Source organism: Paenibacillus sp. FSL P2-0089, from assembly GCF_038595095.1.
Lineage (GTDB): Bacteria > Bacillota > Bacilli > Paenibacillales > Paenibacillaceae > Paenibacillus_AQ > Paenibacillus_AQ silagei.
Genome location: NZ_CP152006.1, coordinates 1,102,168 through 1,116,857, shown reverse-complemented (window position 1 = coordinate 1,116,857; position 14,690 = coordinate 1,102,168). Strand labels below are relative to the sequence as shown.

The window sequence follows — 14,690 nt, the reverse complement described above, 5'->3', positions numbered from 1 at the left end:
TCTTTATCCTCTACTTCTTCTCATTCACAATGTACTTTGTGGCCGATGCCCCTTTGTTATCTAACCAAATCTCAAAATAGTTGAACTTGCCACTGTATAAATACCCCTGGTACGAACTCAACTTTTCCCCTGGTTTCAATACCCATGACCAAAGAGCTTGTTTGTTGTTAGGCTTATAGTTTTGAACTAGTACAGTTTTCAACGGCATACTGACATAAGCTTCCCCTTTAGAAAGATCTCCAAAGTTCAAACGCCATTTTTCACTCAAATCCTTTGAGTTCTTTTGTATAATTTTATCTCCCTTATTTTCTATAGTGATCTTTGTCCAAATAAAATACTGAGCACCGTCCAGGTCATAACCATATTGCTTAGCAAGCGCCTGGGCATCCTTCGACTTCGCATCAAAGATCATAATCTTCTCCAACGTATAACTAAGTCCCCCAGCCGTAACTGTCACCGGCAGCTCCACATCCTTCACCAATCCATACTTAGACAGGTTGTCCCTCATAATAGGTGCTGCCGTCGGTTTCGCAGCTGTCGCATGTGCAGATCCTACTTGGCCTGAAATCGAACCTGCTAACAGTGCAGTTGCTAACATTGCTTTCATCATTATCTTTTTCATCTGAATCTCTCCTTTAGTAGTTTGTACGACCTGCTAAGGCTCGCCTCGGTGCAGGATTACCCTGCCGGATAGTTCATCGATTCAGCTTATACTCCTGAACCGCCGGCACTGTAATGGCCTCTTGAACCTTGCTTCTGGAGATCAGCACCGGGTGCTGTGTTTGAATAACGGCGATGACCGAAGGACCTTGTATGTATTTGGTGATACCGTAAGTACTGTCCTCATAGAGCAGCGGAAAAGTATCGCCCGTAGATTCATCCACGATGTCGAACTTGACGATCTTCACTTGAGCCTGAAGCCGGCTCCCCGCCAAGGGGGATAAGCCGTCATCCAGTCCCAGATTACTCTGCAAGGTGTGGCGGAAGGTGGTATAAGCCTCAGCGGGATCAATGACCAGACGGCCTTGGGCCCTCGCTGCTTCGTCCAACTCCTGAGATGCGTCATGGACGGCCATATTATTGGCATCCTTAAGCATGCTGCGCACCTGGTCCCATTCCTGATTCTGAATCTGAAAAAACCAGGAATAAATAAAGATCAACAGGACAAAGGCGAGCTTGATAATATAATCCATAGGTTAGCTTCATCCCTTAATTAATCGAGATATTCACTCATGATCGAGCCATGTCCATAGTACTGTGCCGGCTGGGATACACCGGAGAAATTGTAAGGGAACAGGTTCACCCGCGGTGCGGTCACGTACACATCAATCCGCTGTTTGCGTTCAAGGATCACTTCTGTTCCGCTGGTGATCTTAATCGAGCCTTCGGGAAATCCTACAGCCTTCAGGTTAGAGATGACCTCAGCCTTCATGGAGGCAGTGACCATCCCTTCTGTCGCTGCCTTTTGCGTGATATACGAGGTGTTGGCTTTGACCTGCAGGTCGAGCAAATAATCAATGTACGTAAAAATCGGCTGCAGGATTATGAACAGCACCAGCCACATGAACAAGGCCCGGAGGACGGTTGCCTTCAAGCGCAGCGCCTCCTTTTAATACTTCTCGACAGCTTTGACATGGGTAATAATATCATCCTGGCTGCCGCCGATGATGCTTGTAGCCCCAGCGATAAAAATTCCGGCAATCACAAAGCCAATAGCCAGAAACAGCGCGACGGAAATTGAGTCCTTCTTCATCTCCGTTAAACCAAAGGGCCAGCGATTGTGTACGTTACTGCTGCTTCCACGGAATCTGCGGGCTGAATCAGACTAACCTTCGGGATTTCAGGTCTGTTGTCATCCGCTTTATCGATTACGTCCCGTACTACAGGAATCAATACAGCAATTACAATAGCCACACACAGGAACCCGATTGCGATAAACAAACCAGTAGAAATAGCGTCTTTTTTCATTGTTAATATCTCCCTTTTGATTGTATATTTTAAAATGATTCTTGAATATAACAAAAATTTCATTTGGTTCTTTTTCTTGCTGCCAGCCTGCCTAAATTGATCATTGGAACATCCCTACGCCGTTAAAATTCCCTTTGATCAGCATGATGTACTGCATCGCCAGCGACACAATCATCAGAAAGGTGGCGATCGACGGAATGACATTGATGATCGTGGAAATGTCCCCGATAAAGGACCATTTCTTCAGATATTGGTCACTTGAGATTTTGGTAATAATTTTGCCCTGCTCCTGCAGATACTTCGCTGCTTCATGGTCATCATCCATCCCTTCTGTCGCAAGCAGAATCGAACGGATATCGTTGATAAACATGTGGTTCTCCGGGAATTTGCTGCAAAACCATTCAATGGCCCGCTCCGTCCCCTCATCCACCGCCCGCTCCGACAGCTCATACAGATCCTGGCGGATGTAACTGAAATGGTTGGCCGTCCCGGCGCAGAAGGCGCCAAATTCCACATACCCCCGCTTACGCAGACGGTTGTTCTCATAGAGACGGATGAAGGAGATCAGCTCCCCGTCTTTTTGAATCAGTGTCTTCTGATGCAGCCAGCTCAGCACCCAACCGAACGGCAGCACCCGCTGCGGGCTGGTAATTACGATAATCAGCAGAGCAACCAGAGGATCGTATATTGACAGTGGCTCTGATCGTATGAAGTCTCCCGTTACCTGGGCCAGCAGATAGAGGAAAGCCGCCGCATATCGGAACAGGGTGATTTTGGCTGCTGATATAGAGAGTCCGCTCTGATTGAGCAATTGCTGCAGCCGCTCATTGTGCACACGTTCCCCGAAAGCCTTCCACTGCTGGCCCAGACGGAGCACATACCGCTGCTGACGGCTGCTGCTGCTGACAAAGACCAGTAAGGCAAGATACACAATACCTGTTACAGCTATTAAAAGTAGTAATCTATCCATCATTCATCACCTTAATGGTAGTCCAGTCTGGGTCTGGCGAGGATGGTACTGATCATGAACGAGATGAATAGGCCCGTCAGGATCACCATCATAAATGTAAGTCCAATTGTTGTCTCGAACTGCAATTTGAAATACACATCCGGCTTCAGCATGTACATGAACGTTCCCACAGAAGACACCAGCACAATCAGATTACCGTACAGCCCCAGGCTGATCGCATCCCTGCTGCTGGCCTTCACCGTCAGAATAGTCTCCCGTTGCAGCTCCATTGAGCGGTTAAGCGTCATGAGCGAGCTTTTGAGATAACGGGTGCCTTCCTTCTCGCAATAGAGCAGATCCGATACGAATTCTACGGCAAACGTCGTGCCAATCGCTCCGGCAAAACGCCCGGCTTCCTCGTTCAGCTCCCGTTCATTGCTATAACCAGCGAACGCTGCCCCCAGCAGCCTCAAGGGCGTCTTCAACACATTCTCCCCCGGCAGCAAGTCACTGGTCTTGGACAAAATGGAATCCGCAGACAAATGCGTGAATTTGGTGGCGATTTTGATCACATCGAGCAGATCGTAGCTCCCCCGCACTTTGCGCTGGGCGTAGGTATATCTCATCCGCAGATAAGGAATACAGGCCGAGAGAACCGCCAGGAACAGCGGAAGCCGCCAGGCATTCGCCACAGGTGCGCCATCATTCAACACCATGCCTTCCAGAAAAGGATTGCTGAAGCTCATCTGCCCCGGCAGCTCTTTAAGAGTCAGCAGACTCGATAGGAATACACCGAGGAACAGCATCCCCGAACGGGCGACGAAGCGCAGCACACTGATGCCTGGCTCGTATCGCTTATGGGCAAAATACAGCAGATCATCCAGATGGCGGTACAGCCACATTTTCCTCTTCGCGCTGCTGACCTTGTGGCCGAACAAGCTCATCCGCAGATCCAGCTTTTGCCCCCACTGCCATAGATGCCGCTCAATCAGCGGCTTGACCAGCAGCCAGAGTCCGCCTGCAACGAGCAGGTGAAGCACAAACTGGATGATATAGAACAGCAGCTCCACAGGCACTCCCTCCTCTCATTCATTCAAAACGATTTTGGACTTCAGACTTTCCTTCAGCGGGTCAGTCATCGGCTTCTGCGCAGCGAGATGTCCAAGCTCCTGCAGCAGCATCCGTGCCGCTCTGGCATTCTTCTTCTTCATCTTATCGATCAGCGCCTGGGTCAGCTTGTCATTATAGGTCCAGCCCGCCTGCTCCGGTTCCCAGCGCATCAGATCATTGGCGAAGACTGAATTACTGGCCTCTTCATAAAAGACCTCGGAGATCCGTGCCAGCCGTTTCTTCCCATCCGGGACACTCTCCAGAATGAACACCAGCTCACAGGATTTCAGCGCTGAGATTAAATGCCCCTTCAGGCTGCCGCCGATCCGTGTAGATACAGCAAACGCCCCCTGATAAGGAATATCCTCCGAATCTACGGTATGAAAGGTGCCCGTAATGCCGTCATAGCCCTTCTCTCCACTCCACAGATAGAATTCCCACTCGTTATATCTCATTTCTGTCATGTACAAAATGTTCGGGTCATGCCGCAGCGACTCCACTCCTACCTCCATCAATTCCTCATTGGAAGCCTGAATGGGAATGATCCGGTGGCCTTTGATCTGATACGGTAAAATCGACTCCGGATGCTTCTCGATCATCACAACGCCCATACAGGAAGAGGAACCGAGCAGCTGCTCGCCGACAATCGTGTTGGCAAAAGTGGTTTTACCCGACCCTACCGCGCCCGCGATAATCGTGTTGCGAAACGTACCGGTAAGCGCCCGAATCAGATCAATCGCTTCCGCAGGAATACATTCCGTGCCGGCCTGATCATCCAGATCCAGAAATTCAACGACCTGCCGCCGCAGCGAGATGGTAGTGAAGCCCTCCCAGACCCGCGGGGAGACCCAGATAGCTAGACGAATGAATCGGCCGGGCCAGAGAGGATCATCCATTTTGAATTCAACGGAAGGATTATCCTTGTTCAGCTTCTTGCCGGGATCACTCTTGAGGAGAGAACGCTTAAGCTGCTCCACCCGGTCCAGCGAAGGCATCTCATAGGGATACGCCACAAACCTCCCCTGATGGTTATAAAAAATTTGCCGCCCGATCATCTGCAGTCCCGTTGATTCGCTATAGGCACGGTCTGTGAACCAGCGGTAGGCGGGGCCGAAGCCCTTCCATTCATGAAACAGCGCTTCAGCAGCTGTGCGGTAAGCCTCCGGCACTTTTCCGGTAAACGGCGTCCGGCGCAGATATTTCTCAATCTCGTTCATGAAAAAGCTGACCGCCTGCGGATCACCAACCAGCGCCTTCGCATTCAGTTCGAAATACCCGTCATCCTCACGCTCCAGCCCGGCGTTCATTTCACTTTTCATGGTGTGCAGGAAGCTGTAAAAGTCCTCTTTGCCGGGCTTACTGGTACGCAGTACGCTCTGCTTCAGTGAGAATAGCCGTCTGCTCTGCGTTCCGTCCACGCGTCCAGGCACCGCCTGTAAGCTCTCGTCCCATTGTCCCTGCCGCCTGCCCTGCTCAGGGTCCAGCGGAGCCCATCCGGACAGCACACGCTTCTGCTGCAACGGCAAGCTGTCATCCTTGTTGTTCATCATTGAAATATCCCCTTCTTGCGGGTTTCCTGGGCGAGGCCCAGTGATACAAGCAATGCGTGGACCTTATCGTCCACTTGCTGAAGCTCTTTTTTGCCCAGTGGCAGGCTCTCTGGAAAAGATGGATAATACGGTAGCTCCAGCAAAAGCTCGCTGCCAAAACGCAGGGCCAGGCTTTTCGGTGATGTTAGCTCCTCCACATTGCTGCGGTTAATTACCCACTGGAAGTCCTGCGGATGCAGGTCCATATGTCCGGCCAGCTCCATCAGGGGCTGCAGCCTGTGTTCATGCCGCGGGTGTGTAACGATCATGCGCAGCACCGACTTCTGCATCCCCACATACCACGCGGCGCTCTCGGGAATCGACCCGAAATCCGCAATCACCACATCAGCGCTTTCACTTGCTCTGGCCAGCAGATATTCGATCTCCTCCTCCTGATAATCCTGGGCGCTTAGATAATCGAAGTTCCCGGGCAGATAGGCATAGCCTTCCTGCTTCACCAGCGCGCTGAAATCCTCATCATGCAGCATTTTACCGGTAATCCGCGGCCGCAGCCTGTCCAGACTAACCGCCGTCTTCCGGTCATAGCCCGGATCGTACAGGTCGAGACCCAGCATAATCACCCGCAGCCCTGAAGCGGCAATCCTCCTGGCGAACAGCCTGGCAATACTCGTGCAGCCAATACCTGGCCCCGAGCCGAAAAAGCCTACCACATTACCGCTCTCCTTATGCTCATCTTCGAGCATATAGCGCAGCTTATCGATGATAGCTGCTGAGGTTGAACGCGGGGGCACGAAAAATATACCCAGACTCTCACACTGCATATGTATAGCCTGGTAACCCCGCACCCCTTTTTGCAGATAGATGTACAAAATTGAAGAGTCCGGATACCTCCCTCTTAGCTCTCTTAATTCCGCTACCGGCACCTGCTCGCTCGTTACCATTAACAGATGACCTCCGGCATGTTCTGGCTCCGGCAGCACACTTTGGGCAATAACGGTGAAGCCTGCCAGCTTAATCTCATTGATCGTCAGCTGATCTATGCCCAGACTGAATATTCTCAAGTCTCATTCCCCCTTCCCTTCTGTCCACGCCTACTCTACCCGGACAATCCATAGCTTCTTGCCCTGCTCGAGATAAGCTCCCAGGAGCTCACCGTCACTCTTCTTCAGCTTCAATTCCGGGGCTGCCACCTTCCCGGTGGAAGTAAAGCGGTTATTGTTATTGCCATTCTCTGAGTCGAGTACATCGTTGTTATCTTCCGTACGCACGTAGTTTACAGTCACTCCGCTTAAGAATACTTTACGCGCAGGTACCTCGGGCGGAACCTCTGCTTCCAACAGGGAGGAAGCGTCTGAGGCCTTTTCCCCTCCGGGAGTAGCTACAGATGCTGCAGCAGCCGGACTGTATCCTCGGCGTTCTTTTGCGGGTGAGTCTCCTTCGACCAGATAGATATCTACCTTATCCCTGCTGCGGAGAGAACCGTTGATGGCATAGATGGCGTCTTTGGGAATCGGGAAAATCCCCTCGTCCTGCTGCGGCTCCAGCTCGCTTACATCCACCAGTGACTCGGTCAAAATACTGCCATCCGTCAGATTGACATTCGTAATCTTCTGTTCCACCTGCTCCAGACTACGGACTACCCCTGCCGGGATGTCTTTGGTCTGTACGGAATCCAGATAGAGATTCTCTGCTGTCAGCTCATGATTCTTCGGCAGGAAGCCCCCGCCGTCCACCTTGATTTTGACAACGGTCTGTGACAGTACATAAGGCTTGAAATAGAGATCATAGCCGAGCAGTCCGCCGAAGCCGATGAGCAGGATGAGTCCGGCGAAGAAATAATTGCGTTTTAATAGACGTCCGTGCTTTGTTGACAAGCCCTTTACCCCCTTTGAATGTGATTTCTGCACATAGCAAAATACATCTTGGCGCTTATGTCCAAAATGCCGGTAAAATGCTTTTTTACCTTAGTAGTTGAGAAGTGTATTAGATTATCCTTGTGAGGGTGTGAAGCCTGAGGCTGCGGGAAGCTCCCGCTGAAGATAAATGCCGGTAAAAGCCAGGCCAGAACGATGTTCTATATCCCCTGCGTTAAGCTGGGTTGCTGACTTTTACCGGAGTGGTTGTAATGGTTACTGCAAGATTAGCTTATTAATTAAATACTACTGTTTTGTTGTGATGCACGAGGATTCTGTCCTCAATATGCCATTTGACGGCACGGGCCAGAACGACCCGCTCAATGGTACGTCCAATGCGCTTCAGCTCATTCACATCATCGCTGTGGCTGACCCGCTGAACGTCCTGCTCGATAATCGGTCCGCCATCAAGCTCCTCGGTCACGTAATGGGCAGTCGCCCCGATGATCTTGACTCCGCGCTGATAGGCCTGGGCGTACGGCTTACCACCGACGAAGGCCGGCAGGAACGAATGATGGATATTGATGATCCGGTGCCGGTAATGCTCGATGAATGAAGGCGAGATAATCTGCATGTAGCGGGCCAGTATGATTACATCGATATCTTCACCGATAACCTCCAGTTGATGCGCTTCAGCTTCAGCCTTCGTCTCTGCGGTGACCGGAATATGATGGAACGGAATGCCAAAGGATTCCACATAAGCCTGCATATCGGTGTGGTTGCTGACCACAAGCGCGATATCTGCATCCAGGTCGCCTGCCTGCCACTGCCAGAGCAGCTCCACCAGACAATGGTCCTCCTTGGAGACGAAGATCGCCAGCCGCTTCTTATGGCTTACCTTGAAGATCTGCCAGTTCATCTTGAAGCGTTCGGCAACACCGCCGAAGATGTTACGTACCTCTTCCAGCCGCTCATCCAGCTTAGGCAGGTCAAACTCTACTCGCATGAAGAACATTCCGCCGTCCGGGTCCATCGTATATTGGTCCGACTGCACGATGTTCGCGCCATGCTGATACAAAAAATGCGATACCGCTGCTACAATCCCCGGTCCGTCAGGACAAGATATGAGCATACGCGCCCGGTCCGGATAAGGTCTGCCTGTTGAATGCTCTCTCTTCACATGTAATTCCATAGTTCTCCGTTCATCCTCTCATCTGCTTGCGTTATCTATGCGGGTCTATGCCTTCACGAGCAGCTGTTTGCCTGCAAGCCAGGCGATCAACCGGTGATTAACGGCTTCCTCACTAAGCTGAGGGAATAATCCGGCAGCTATGACTTGATCATAGAGACGTTCCAGCGGTTCACGGGGATCTGCTTTTTTGGCCTTGGCGTCATTCTTCAGCAGCTCCCATACATCCAGCACATAACGGCGGGAATCCAGCTCCTGCTTGGCAAAAAAGGCATGCAGCTCTTCCAGCTCCTGCAGGAATTCCGCACCGAAGCGTTCAGCGACATTGCCGCGCAGCAGGGCGATTTCTACTTCATACATGGGACGGAGCTTCTTGGCGTCTTTGCCGATCCAAGGCGTCTCCAGAATAAACGGCAGACCTGCGAGTGCTTCATGCTGGACTACATTGTTGATCGTCTCGAATCCTAGGTAGCCAGAGCCAATCGGTGTATGACGGTCTTTGCCCGCTCCGCGCGGGTTCTTGCTGTCATTAAGATGGATCACGCCGAGCCGCTCCAGGCCGATCGTATCATCGAACTTCTTCAGCACCCCATCCAGATCGTTCACGATATCGTATCCGGCATCATGAATGTGGCAGGTGTCAAGACAGATCGATAGCCGCTGATTAAATTCAACCTTATCTATAATGGAGGCAAGCTCCTCGAAGGTGCGGCCAATCTCTGTGCCTTTACCAGCCATCGTCTCCAGTGCGATATGCACATCGGTCTCATTCGTACCGCCCAGCACCTCATTCAGGCCGTCTGCAATGCGCTGGATGCCGTAATCAGCATCCTTATCAGTGAATGCACCCGGATGCAGGACAATATGCTTGACCTCAAGCGCATGGGTCCGGCGGATCTCTTCCTGCAGGAAATCTACTGCCAGCTGATAGGTATTTTCCTTGTAGGAGCCCAGGTTAATAATGTAAGGGGCGTGAACCACAATCTCGCCGACGCCATTCTCCCGCATCTTCTGTTTGCCTTCCTCGGGGAACATCGATTCAATCGGCTTCCGGCGCGTATTTTGCGGCGCTCCCGTATATATCATAAACGAGGTAGATCCGTACTCATTTGCTTCATTGGCCGCGCTCAGGAGACCCTTGTCCGCGCAGGACACATGTGAACCTATTTTCAGCATGCTTAATTTCCCTCTTTCCTTCACGAATTAACCCTTATTCTACCGTGATCGGGAGAATAAATCTAGGCAAGCCCCGAAAGGCCGCTTCCGCTTCGCAAACCTAAGGAAATACGCTATACTCAAGAGGAGCAAAAGGAAAGTGACAATCATCATTGTCAAAGGCGGTGTATTCATGCATTTCCATTTACCCTCAAGCTTATTATCCACATCTCCAAGCAACTGGTTTATGAACTCCATCGCATTTTGGACCTTTTTACTGCTGGGCTGCATGTGCATCGGCGGCTATTTTATGTTCCGCAAATTCCTGAAGGTGCTGCCCAAGGCTGACGGAAAATCCAAGCTGGACTGGCAGAACTACTGGGTGGAACGCAGCCGTCCGCTGTGGAGCGACGAGATGAAGGCTTTTCTGGACCAGCTTGTACAGCCGGTGCCTAGCCCGTTCCGCGATATTGCCAAGCACTCTATCGCCGCTGAGATCGGCAAGCTGGCTGTAGAGAGTCATGCAACTGAGGTTACCCGTGAGCACTGTATCCAAGGGTACATTATTGCTACGCCCCGGCGTGACAACAGGTTCCTGATCACCTTCCTGGAGAAGAACGGCATTGACTACGCGCCTTACAAGCATCTGGTCAAATAAAGCATATTAAGGAGCAACCTCTATGAAATATATCATTTGCGGAGGCAGCGGATTCATCGGCAGCGAGCTTACCGGATATTGGCTGCAGAGCGGACATCAGATCATCAGTGTCGGGCGCAAGAACCCCGAGAACAAGCTGGATCATCCGGGGCTTAGCTATCTCACCTGGGACAGACTGGCAGCCAATCCTGAAGCGGCAGAAGGCGCAGATGCGCTGATTAATCTTGCCGGAGCTTCGCTTAGCCAGCGCTGGACCCCTAAGGGGAAGCAGGCGATTATGGAATCGCGTCTTGAAACCGTTGCCGCTGCCGGTAAGCTGCTGAATTCACTCCAGCATAAGCCAAGCGTGATCGTCCAGTCCTCAGCAGTCGCCATTTATGGTACGTCGGTGCAGGATACCTATACCGAAGCTTCCGAGACCCGGGTTGTCGATTTCCCTTCCGAGGTGGTCAAGACCTGGGAGGAGGCTGCGGATGAAGCCTATGCCGGTATCCGTCTGGTCAAGCTGCGCACCGGGGTTGTGCTTGGCAATGAGAGCGGTGCTTTTCCCAAAATGAAGCTGCCTTACTCGCTTGGCTTCGGCGGCAAAATCGGCACCGGCAAGCAGTGGATGTCCTGGATTCACCTTACAGACATTGTGCGCCTGATCGAATTCTGCATTCTTCAGCCTGAGATCGAGGGTCCCGTTAATGCCACAGCTCCACAGCCGGTCACTAATGAACAGTTCGGACGGATGATCGGCAAGGTCTACCATCGCCCGCATTGGTTCCCCCTTCCGGCGTTTCTGCTAAAAACTGCTGTAGGCGAGCTGTCCGAGATTCTGCTGGAAGGCCAGCGTGTGCTTCCTTCCAAAGCAATTAACCACGGCTTCACCTTCAACTATCCCACGCTACAGCCTGCACTGGAGCAACTGAAAAATCAGTAGGCTGCTGCAAACGCACCATTCCATTCATCACATCTACCTCTGCTAAGCTGTGCGAAAGGTATAGGTACCCTTAACAATGGTGAACACGCTGCCTTCGGTCAGCGGGTATTCTTTGTAGGGAACCATAGCTTCACCTGCAAGCAGCGTCCCGTTCCTGGAATCCAGATCCTTCAGAATGTATCCTCCTGAGACTCTGAAGATTTCAGCATGGACCCGTGAAGCCCCCTCCGATTTCTCAATGTACTGAGCCACTTCAGAGGAGCGTCCAATAATGAAGCTTGGCCGGTTCAGATCAATTCGTTCGGGAGCTCCCCCGTCATCCGGGTCACTTCTTTCCAGATAAGGCACTGTCCTTCCGGCCTGGGGAAGACTGCTGCCTGTAGCCTGAACGGGTTCCCGGGTCAGCAGCGCTGTAGCCATCGCCGCTTCCTTCTTCTGCGGACTACTGGCGGCCATCCCCGGCGGAGCCTGTTGTCTGCCAGCCGGTGTAGCTGTGAATCCGTGCCCCCTCACAGTTGCTTCTTGTTGCTGAGGAGTGTAGACCGGTGCAGGAGAACGATGCTGATTTACCGGATTCCTGCTGAAATCCCATTCCATGTCGCTCCTCAGCTTACGGTTCCGGGCTGTACTGTTATAATCCTCTGGCCCCTCCCCCAGATCATCCAACTCTTCCTCTGCTTCGCCCCAAGCCAGCCTTCCACTCCATACCAGCCAGCATACAGCCGCAAGTATCAGAGTCACCGCAGCACAAACTGCCAGCCACAATGTGCGGGGGTCATTCAGATACAGAAACTTCCATAGTAACGCATCAACTAATAATGCCCCCAGCAATATATACGTCCTGTGAGGACTCTGCTTGTCCTCAGCCTGAACAGGTCCAAGTGTTGCATCCATTGTTGTCTGAACCCCTGATAATCCATCCTTTCGCTTCAACGGTGGTGAAGCACCCATCCAAGGCGTGGGATTAAGCATCGAACCGGAAGGCTGCGCTTCCTTATCTCCATGTATTCGGGAGAACGCTGCGGCCGCGGACCTCTCCCTTCCCGGTTCTTCCAGTCTGCGAGCCTGAGGCTGCGCCCAGTCTATCCTCGTTCCTGGTACCGCGGCAGAGGTGCCTGCGCCAGCCATAGGACTTAGATGTGCAGGCTCATTTCGTTCAACATGGTCCTTATGGGGTGTAACCTCCGTCAGCATTTCTGCGAGCAGTTCCTTCAGCCCCGCTGGACTAAAGGCTTCTTCCCCGCAATATTGCAGCAACCGCTGTATCCCGTCACCCGATAGCTCCTGGATGGCTCCCATGAAGACCATGATCAGCGATTTCAAGGCTTCTCCCGGCTTCTGTGCAGGCTCTGTGAGTTCCAACGGAATATAAGTCAGGAAGACCTTGCCGCTGCTGAGCGGACCTTCGATAAAGATAAAATCCTCATGAAGTGCATACTGCTCTGTACGCAGCATATACAGCTGCCCCTCCTCCATCCCGGCAGCGATCTGCAGCATCAGCCCGAAGAATTCCGTCATGCTCAGCTTCCCGCTTTTAAGCAGAGCTCCAAGCATTTTACGTCTTGCTACCGTATATTCCAGTGTGACCTGCAGATCTATTTCTCTGAGCAGCAGCCGTAAATGATGCGGTATCCCGCTGGTCATCAACATCCGGGCCTGCACCATATTTAGCTCTCCTTCGCTCAGACCCCCGGATCTGCCCAACAGCATCGTTATTCCATCCTGCTGGATGAAATCACGTTCTAGTCCAAACAATCCCTTCACCTCCTAAGCTGTCAACAATAAGCTCCAAGTCAGAAATAAATATAAGCACAGATGAAGCCCGGGAACACGGCCAGCATAAAAGGAAACCGAAGCAACTCTCCCTCCCGGCCCTTGACGAGACTCATATTACGAAGCAGCAGGAACCCCGCTGTTCTGCTTATCATGCTGCGCAGCCTGCGTCCTGTCTCCCTTCTGTAGAGAATGATGATCCAGCCTACGACTGCCCCCAAGAGCACCGAATAGACAATAACCTGAAGCGAGAAAAGCACTCCTGTCCAAGCGCCGATAGCCGCAAAGAGCTTCACATCGCCAGCCCCCACCGCCCCGGTAAAATACATAATCAGCAGGAGCAGGAAGCCTGCTACGCTGCCGCAAAGTGAAAACAGCAGCCCCTGCCAGCCATTGATAATCAACTGCAGTAGCAGTCCGCCAATCAGCGCAGGCAGTGTAATCCAGTTAGGAATTCTCATCCAGCGTATATCTGTGAATAATGCTGCTGTCAGGAACGGCAGGCAGCCCCATAACGCCCATTCCGTCATCCGTGCTCCTCTTTTCTCTACTCTTTTATTTTTTGACCACTGTAAAAGTCGCCTGAAGCGTAGCTCCATCAGCCAGACTAACCACGAAGGGCCAGGTGCCCGGCGTAGTATTCACGCCGATCTTCCATTCCCATTCGATGTACCCGTGTTCATCTGCCTGCTTCCAGCCCAGATACTTGGCAGTACTCTGGCCGCTCTTATAGAAGATCGACAGATTGGCCGATGCCCCGGGAGGCACCTTCACCTTGATAATGCCCTGGTGATTCGCCACTCCCGGATTCGGCTTCTCCAGGATCATAATGGTTCCGGTCTCCTCAGCAGGTTCAGCCGGATTTCCTTCCCCGGTTGAATCGGTGTTGCCGACCCATAAGCGTTCAACTGCGCTGGCCTCCAGCACGATTTTTTCATTCAGGAACGGGACTCGCATTGGCAGCTCATAGCTGACTACCATGCCGAAATATGGATGCGTCCCTTGCCTCAGATCGGGTACAGTGACATTGGATACATGAATTCTGCTATATTCAAGCCAGTCCGATGATAGATATGGCCGGAGCATCGGCTTAAGCACCAAATCCAGTGCAGCCTCGGATGCTCCCGCCTGCACCTTCTGCAGCGGCCCTTCTCCCTCCCGGACCACAGCCTTGACCCAGGATTCCATCGGCTGCGGAAGCTTCTCCACGTAATCCTCACTCCATTCCGTTATCGACAGGCGCGGTATGCTCCAGATGGTGGAGGAGTCCGGATCATCTGAGTGCTCACCCTCACCTGCTTCTCCGGCTTCATCTCCCCCGCCACCACCTTCCCCCTCCTGCTGCTGCATTGCCAGAGCTGCGGGGTACATATGGGTTGAGATTATTTTGACAGTGTCAGAAGCCGTACTCTGCAGCGCTGTTGAATACAAGGTCATTTGGATAATGAAGATGAGGAACAGGACAAATAGCAGGAACACAGGCAGAATCAGTGCCGCCTCCACAACCATGCTGCCTTCATCCTTAGGGTCCGGCGATTTCCTCAGCCACCGCTTCATTCT

17 protein-coding genes are annotated in these 14,690 nt (G+C 52.1%); 2 read left to right on the top strand and 15 right to left on the bottom strand.

Features of this window, described 5'->3' with window-relative positions; all coding sequences use genetic code 11:
- Nucleotides 1-10: 10 nt before the first annotated feature.
- From NST69_RS04670 to NST69_RS04615, 12 genes are all read right to left on the bottom strand, one after another.
- Nucleotides 11-622: a hypothetical protein gene (locus NST69_RS04670; protein ID WP_342548624.1), complete on the bottom strand. Its 612-nt coding sequence runs from the start codon at nucleotides 620-622 to the stop codon at nucleotides 11-13.
- A gap of 73 nt (nucleotides 623-695) precedes the next feature.
- Nucleotides 696-1,193: a hypothetical protein gene (locus NST69_RS04665; protein ID WP_342548623.1), complete on the bottom strand. Its 498-nt coding sequence runs from the start codon at nucleotides 1,191-1,193 to the stop codon at nucleotides 696-698.
- A 20-nt stretch (nucleotides 1,194-1,213) separates the two neighbouring features.
- Complete coding sequence (locus NST69_RS04660; protein WP_036727543.1) at nucleotides 1,214-1,594, bottom strand: hypothetical protein; 381 nt, start codon at nucleotides 1,592-1,594, stop codon at nucleotides 1,214-1,216.
- Between the two features lie 15 nt (nucleotides 1,595-1,609).
- Entirely contained in the window at nucleotides 1,610-1,753 is a 144-nt protein-coding gene (locus NST69_RS04655) for a hypothetical protein (protein ID WP_155991580.1), read from the bottom strand.
- A 5-nt stretch (nucleotides 1,754-1,758) separates the two neighbouring features.
- Nucleotides 1,759-1,968 (bottom strand): hypothetical protein, encoded by a 210-nt coding sequence (locus NST69_RS04650; RefSeq protein ID WP_342548621.1) that lies wholly within the window; start codon nucleotides 1,966-1,968, stop codon nucleotides 1,759-1,761.
- A 100-nt stretch (nucleotides 1,969-2,068) separates the two neighbouring features.
- Entirely contained in the window at nucleotides 2,069-2,938 is an 870-nt protein-coding gene (locus tag NST69_RS04645) for a hypothetical protein (protein ID WP_155991577.1), read from the bottom strand.
- 11 nt (nucleotides 2,939-2,949) lie between these two features.
- On the bottom strand, nucleotides 2,950-3,987 hold the full coding sequence (locus tag NST69_RS04640) for a hypothetical protein (RefSeq protein WP_342548619.1): 1,038 nt from the start codon (nucleotides 3,985-3,987) through the stop codon (nucleotides 2,950-2,952).
- Nucleotides 3,988-4,002: 15 nt separating this feature from the next.
- Nucleotides 4,003-5,577 carry an ATPase, T2SS/T4P/T4SS family gene (locus tag NST69_RS04635; protein ID WP_342548618.1) on the bottom strand — a complete coding sequence of 525 codons (1,575 nt, stop codon included), beginning with the start codon at nucleotides 5,575-5,577 and terminating at the stop codon, nucleotides 4,003-4,005.
- Nucleotides 5,574-6,638 carry a hypothetical protein gene (locus NST69_RS04630; protein WP_342548617.1) on the bottom strand — a complete coding sequence of 355 codons (1,065 nt, stop codon included), beginning with the start codon at nucleotides 6,636-6,638 and terminating at the stop codon, nucleotides 5,574-5,576. Before NST69_RS04630 ends, NST69_RS04635 begins: the two co-directional genes overlap by 4 nt.
- A gap of 30 nt (nucleotides 6,639-6,668) precedes the next feature.
- Nucleotides 6,669-7,451 (bottom strand): SAF domain-containing protein, encoded by a 783-nt coding sequence (locus NST69_RS04625; RefSeq protein ID WP_340955481.1) that lies wholly within the window; start codon nucleotides 7,449-7,451, stop codon nucleotides 6,669-6,671.
- A gap of 274 nt (nucleotides 7,452-7,725) precedes the next feature.
- Complete coding sequence (purU, locus tag NST69_RS04620; protein ID WP_340955483.1) at nucleotides 7,726-8,622, bottom strand: formyltetrahydrofolate deformylase; 897 nt, start codon at nucleotides 8,620-8,622, stop codon at nucleotides 7,726-7,728.
- A gap of 45 nt (nucleotides 8,623-8,667) precedes the next feature.
- The gene (locus NST69_RS04615) at nucleotides 8,668-9,795 is read right to left on the bottom strand and encodes a deoxyribonuclease IV (protein ID WP_036727528.1); all 1,128 of its coding nucleotides are present in this window, start codon (nucleotides 9,793-9,795) and stop codon (nucleotides 8,668-8,670) included.
- A 172-nt stretch (nucleotides 9,796-9,967) separates the two neighbouring features.
- Between NST69_RS04615 and NST69_RS04610 the strand changes: the two genes are divergently transcribed.
- Nucleotides 9,968-10,432 carry a DUF2621 family protein gene (locus tag NST69_RS04610; RefSeq protein ID WP_339257319.1) on the top strand — a complete coding sequence of 155 codons (465 nt, stop codon included), beginning with the start codon at nucleotides 9,968-9,970 and terminating at the stop codon, nucleotides 10,430-10,432.
- 22 nt (nucleotides 10,433-10,454) lie between these two features.
- On the top strand, nucleotides 10,455-11,357 hold the full coding sequence (locus NST69_RS04605; RefSeq protein WP_342548616.1) for a TIGR01777 family oxidoreductase: 903 nt from the start codon (nucleotides 10,455-10,457) through the stop codon (nucleotides 11,355-11,357).
- 42 nt (nucleotides 11,358-11,399) lie between these two features.
- Here the strand turns inward: NST69_RS04605 and NST69_RS04600 are convergent, their stop codons facing one another.
- Genes NST69_RS04600 through NST69_RS04590 form a run of 3 tightly spaced genes read right to left on the bottom strand, consistent with a single transcriptional unit; the run spans nucleotide 11,400 to nucleotide 14,687 of the window.
- Nucleotides 11,400-13,112 carry a DUF6382 domain-containing protein gene (locus tag NST69_RS04600; RefSeq protein WP_340955487.1) on the bottom strand — a complete coding sequence of 571 codons (1,713 nt, stop codon included), beginning with the start codon at nucleotides 13,110-13,112 and terminating at the stop codon, nucleotides 11,400-11,402.
- A 38-nt stretch (nucleotides 13,113-13,150) separates the two neighbouring features.
- A complete protein-coding gene (locus tag NST69_RS04595) occupies nucleotides 13,151-13,660 on the bottom strand; it encodes an A24 family peptidase (RefSeq protein WP_340978756.1) in 510 nt (169 codons plus the stop codon).
- A gap of 25 nt (nucleotides 13,661-13,685) precedes the next feature.
- Entirely contained in the window at nucleotides 13,686-14,687 is a 1,002-nt protein-coding gene (locus tag NST69_RS04590; protein ID WP_340978755.1) for a TadE/TadG family type IV pilus assembly protein, read from the bottom strand.
- Nucleotides 14,688-14,690: the final 3 nt, after the last annotated feature.

Coding starts and splice junctions, on each gene's coding strand:
- NST69_RS04670 (WP_342548624.1), bottom strand. CDS start 622: ATGAAAAAGATAATGATGAAAGCAATGTTAGCAACTGCACTGTTAGCA.
- NST69_RS04665 (WP_342548623.1), bottom strand. CDS start 1,193: ATGGATTATATTATCAAGCTCGCCTTTGTCCTGTTGATCTTTATTTAT.
- NST69_RS04655 (WP_155991580.1), bottom strand. CDS start 1,753: ATGAAGAAGGACTCAATTTCCGTCGCGCTGTTTCTGGCTATTGGCTTT.
- NST69_RS04650 (WP_342548621.1), bottom strand. CDS start 1,968: ATGAAAAAAGACGCTATTTCTACTGGTTTGTTTATCGCAATCGGGTTC.
- NST69_RS04645 (WP_155991577.1), bottom strand. CDS start 2,938: ATGGATAGATTACTACTTTTAATAGCTGTAACAGGTATTGTGTATCTT.
- NST69_RS04635 (WP_342548618.1), bottom strand. CDS start 5,577: ATGATGAACAACAAGGATGACAGCTTGCCGTTGCAGCAGAAGCGTGTG.
- purU (WP_340955483.1), bottom strand. CDS start 8,622: ATGGAATTACATGTGAAGAGAGAGCATTCAACAGGCAGACCTTATCCG.
- NST69_RS04615 (WP_036727528.1), bottom strand. CDS start 9,795: ATGCTGAAAATAGGTTCACATGTGTCCTGCGCGGACAAGGGTCTCCTG.
- NST69_RS04610 (WP_339257319.1), top strand. CDS start 9,968: ATGCATTTCCATTTACCCTCAAGCTTATTATCCACATCTCCAAGCAAC.
- NST69_RS04605 (WP_342548616.1), top strand. CDS start 10,455: ATGAAATATATCATTTGCGGAGGCAGCGGATTCATCGGCAGCGAGCTT.
- NST69_RS04595 (WP_340978756.1), bottom strand. CDS start 13,660: ATGACGGAATGGGCGTTATGGGGCTGCCTGCCGTTCCTGACAGCAGCA.
- NST69_RS04590 (WP_340978755.1), bottom strand. CDS start 14,687: ATGAAGCGGTGGCTGAGGAAATCGCCGGACCCTAAGGATGAAGGCAGC.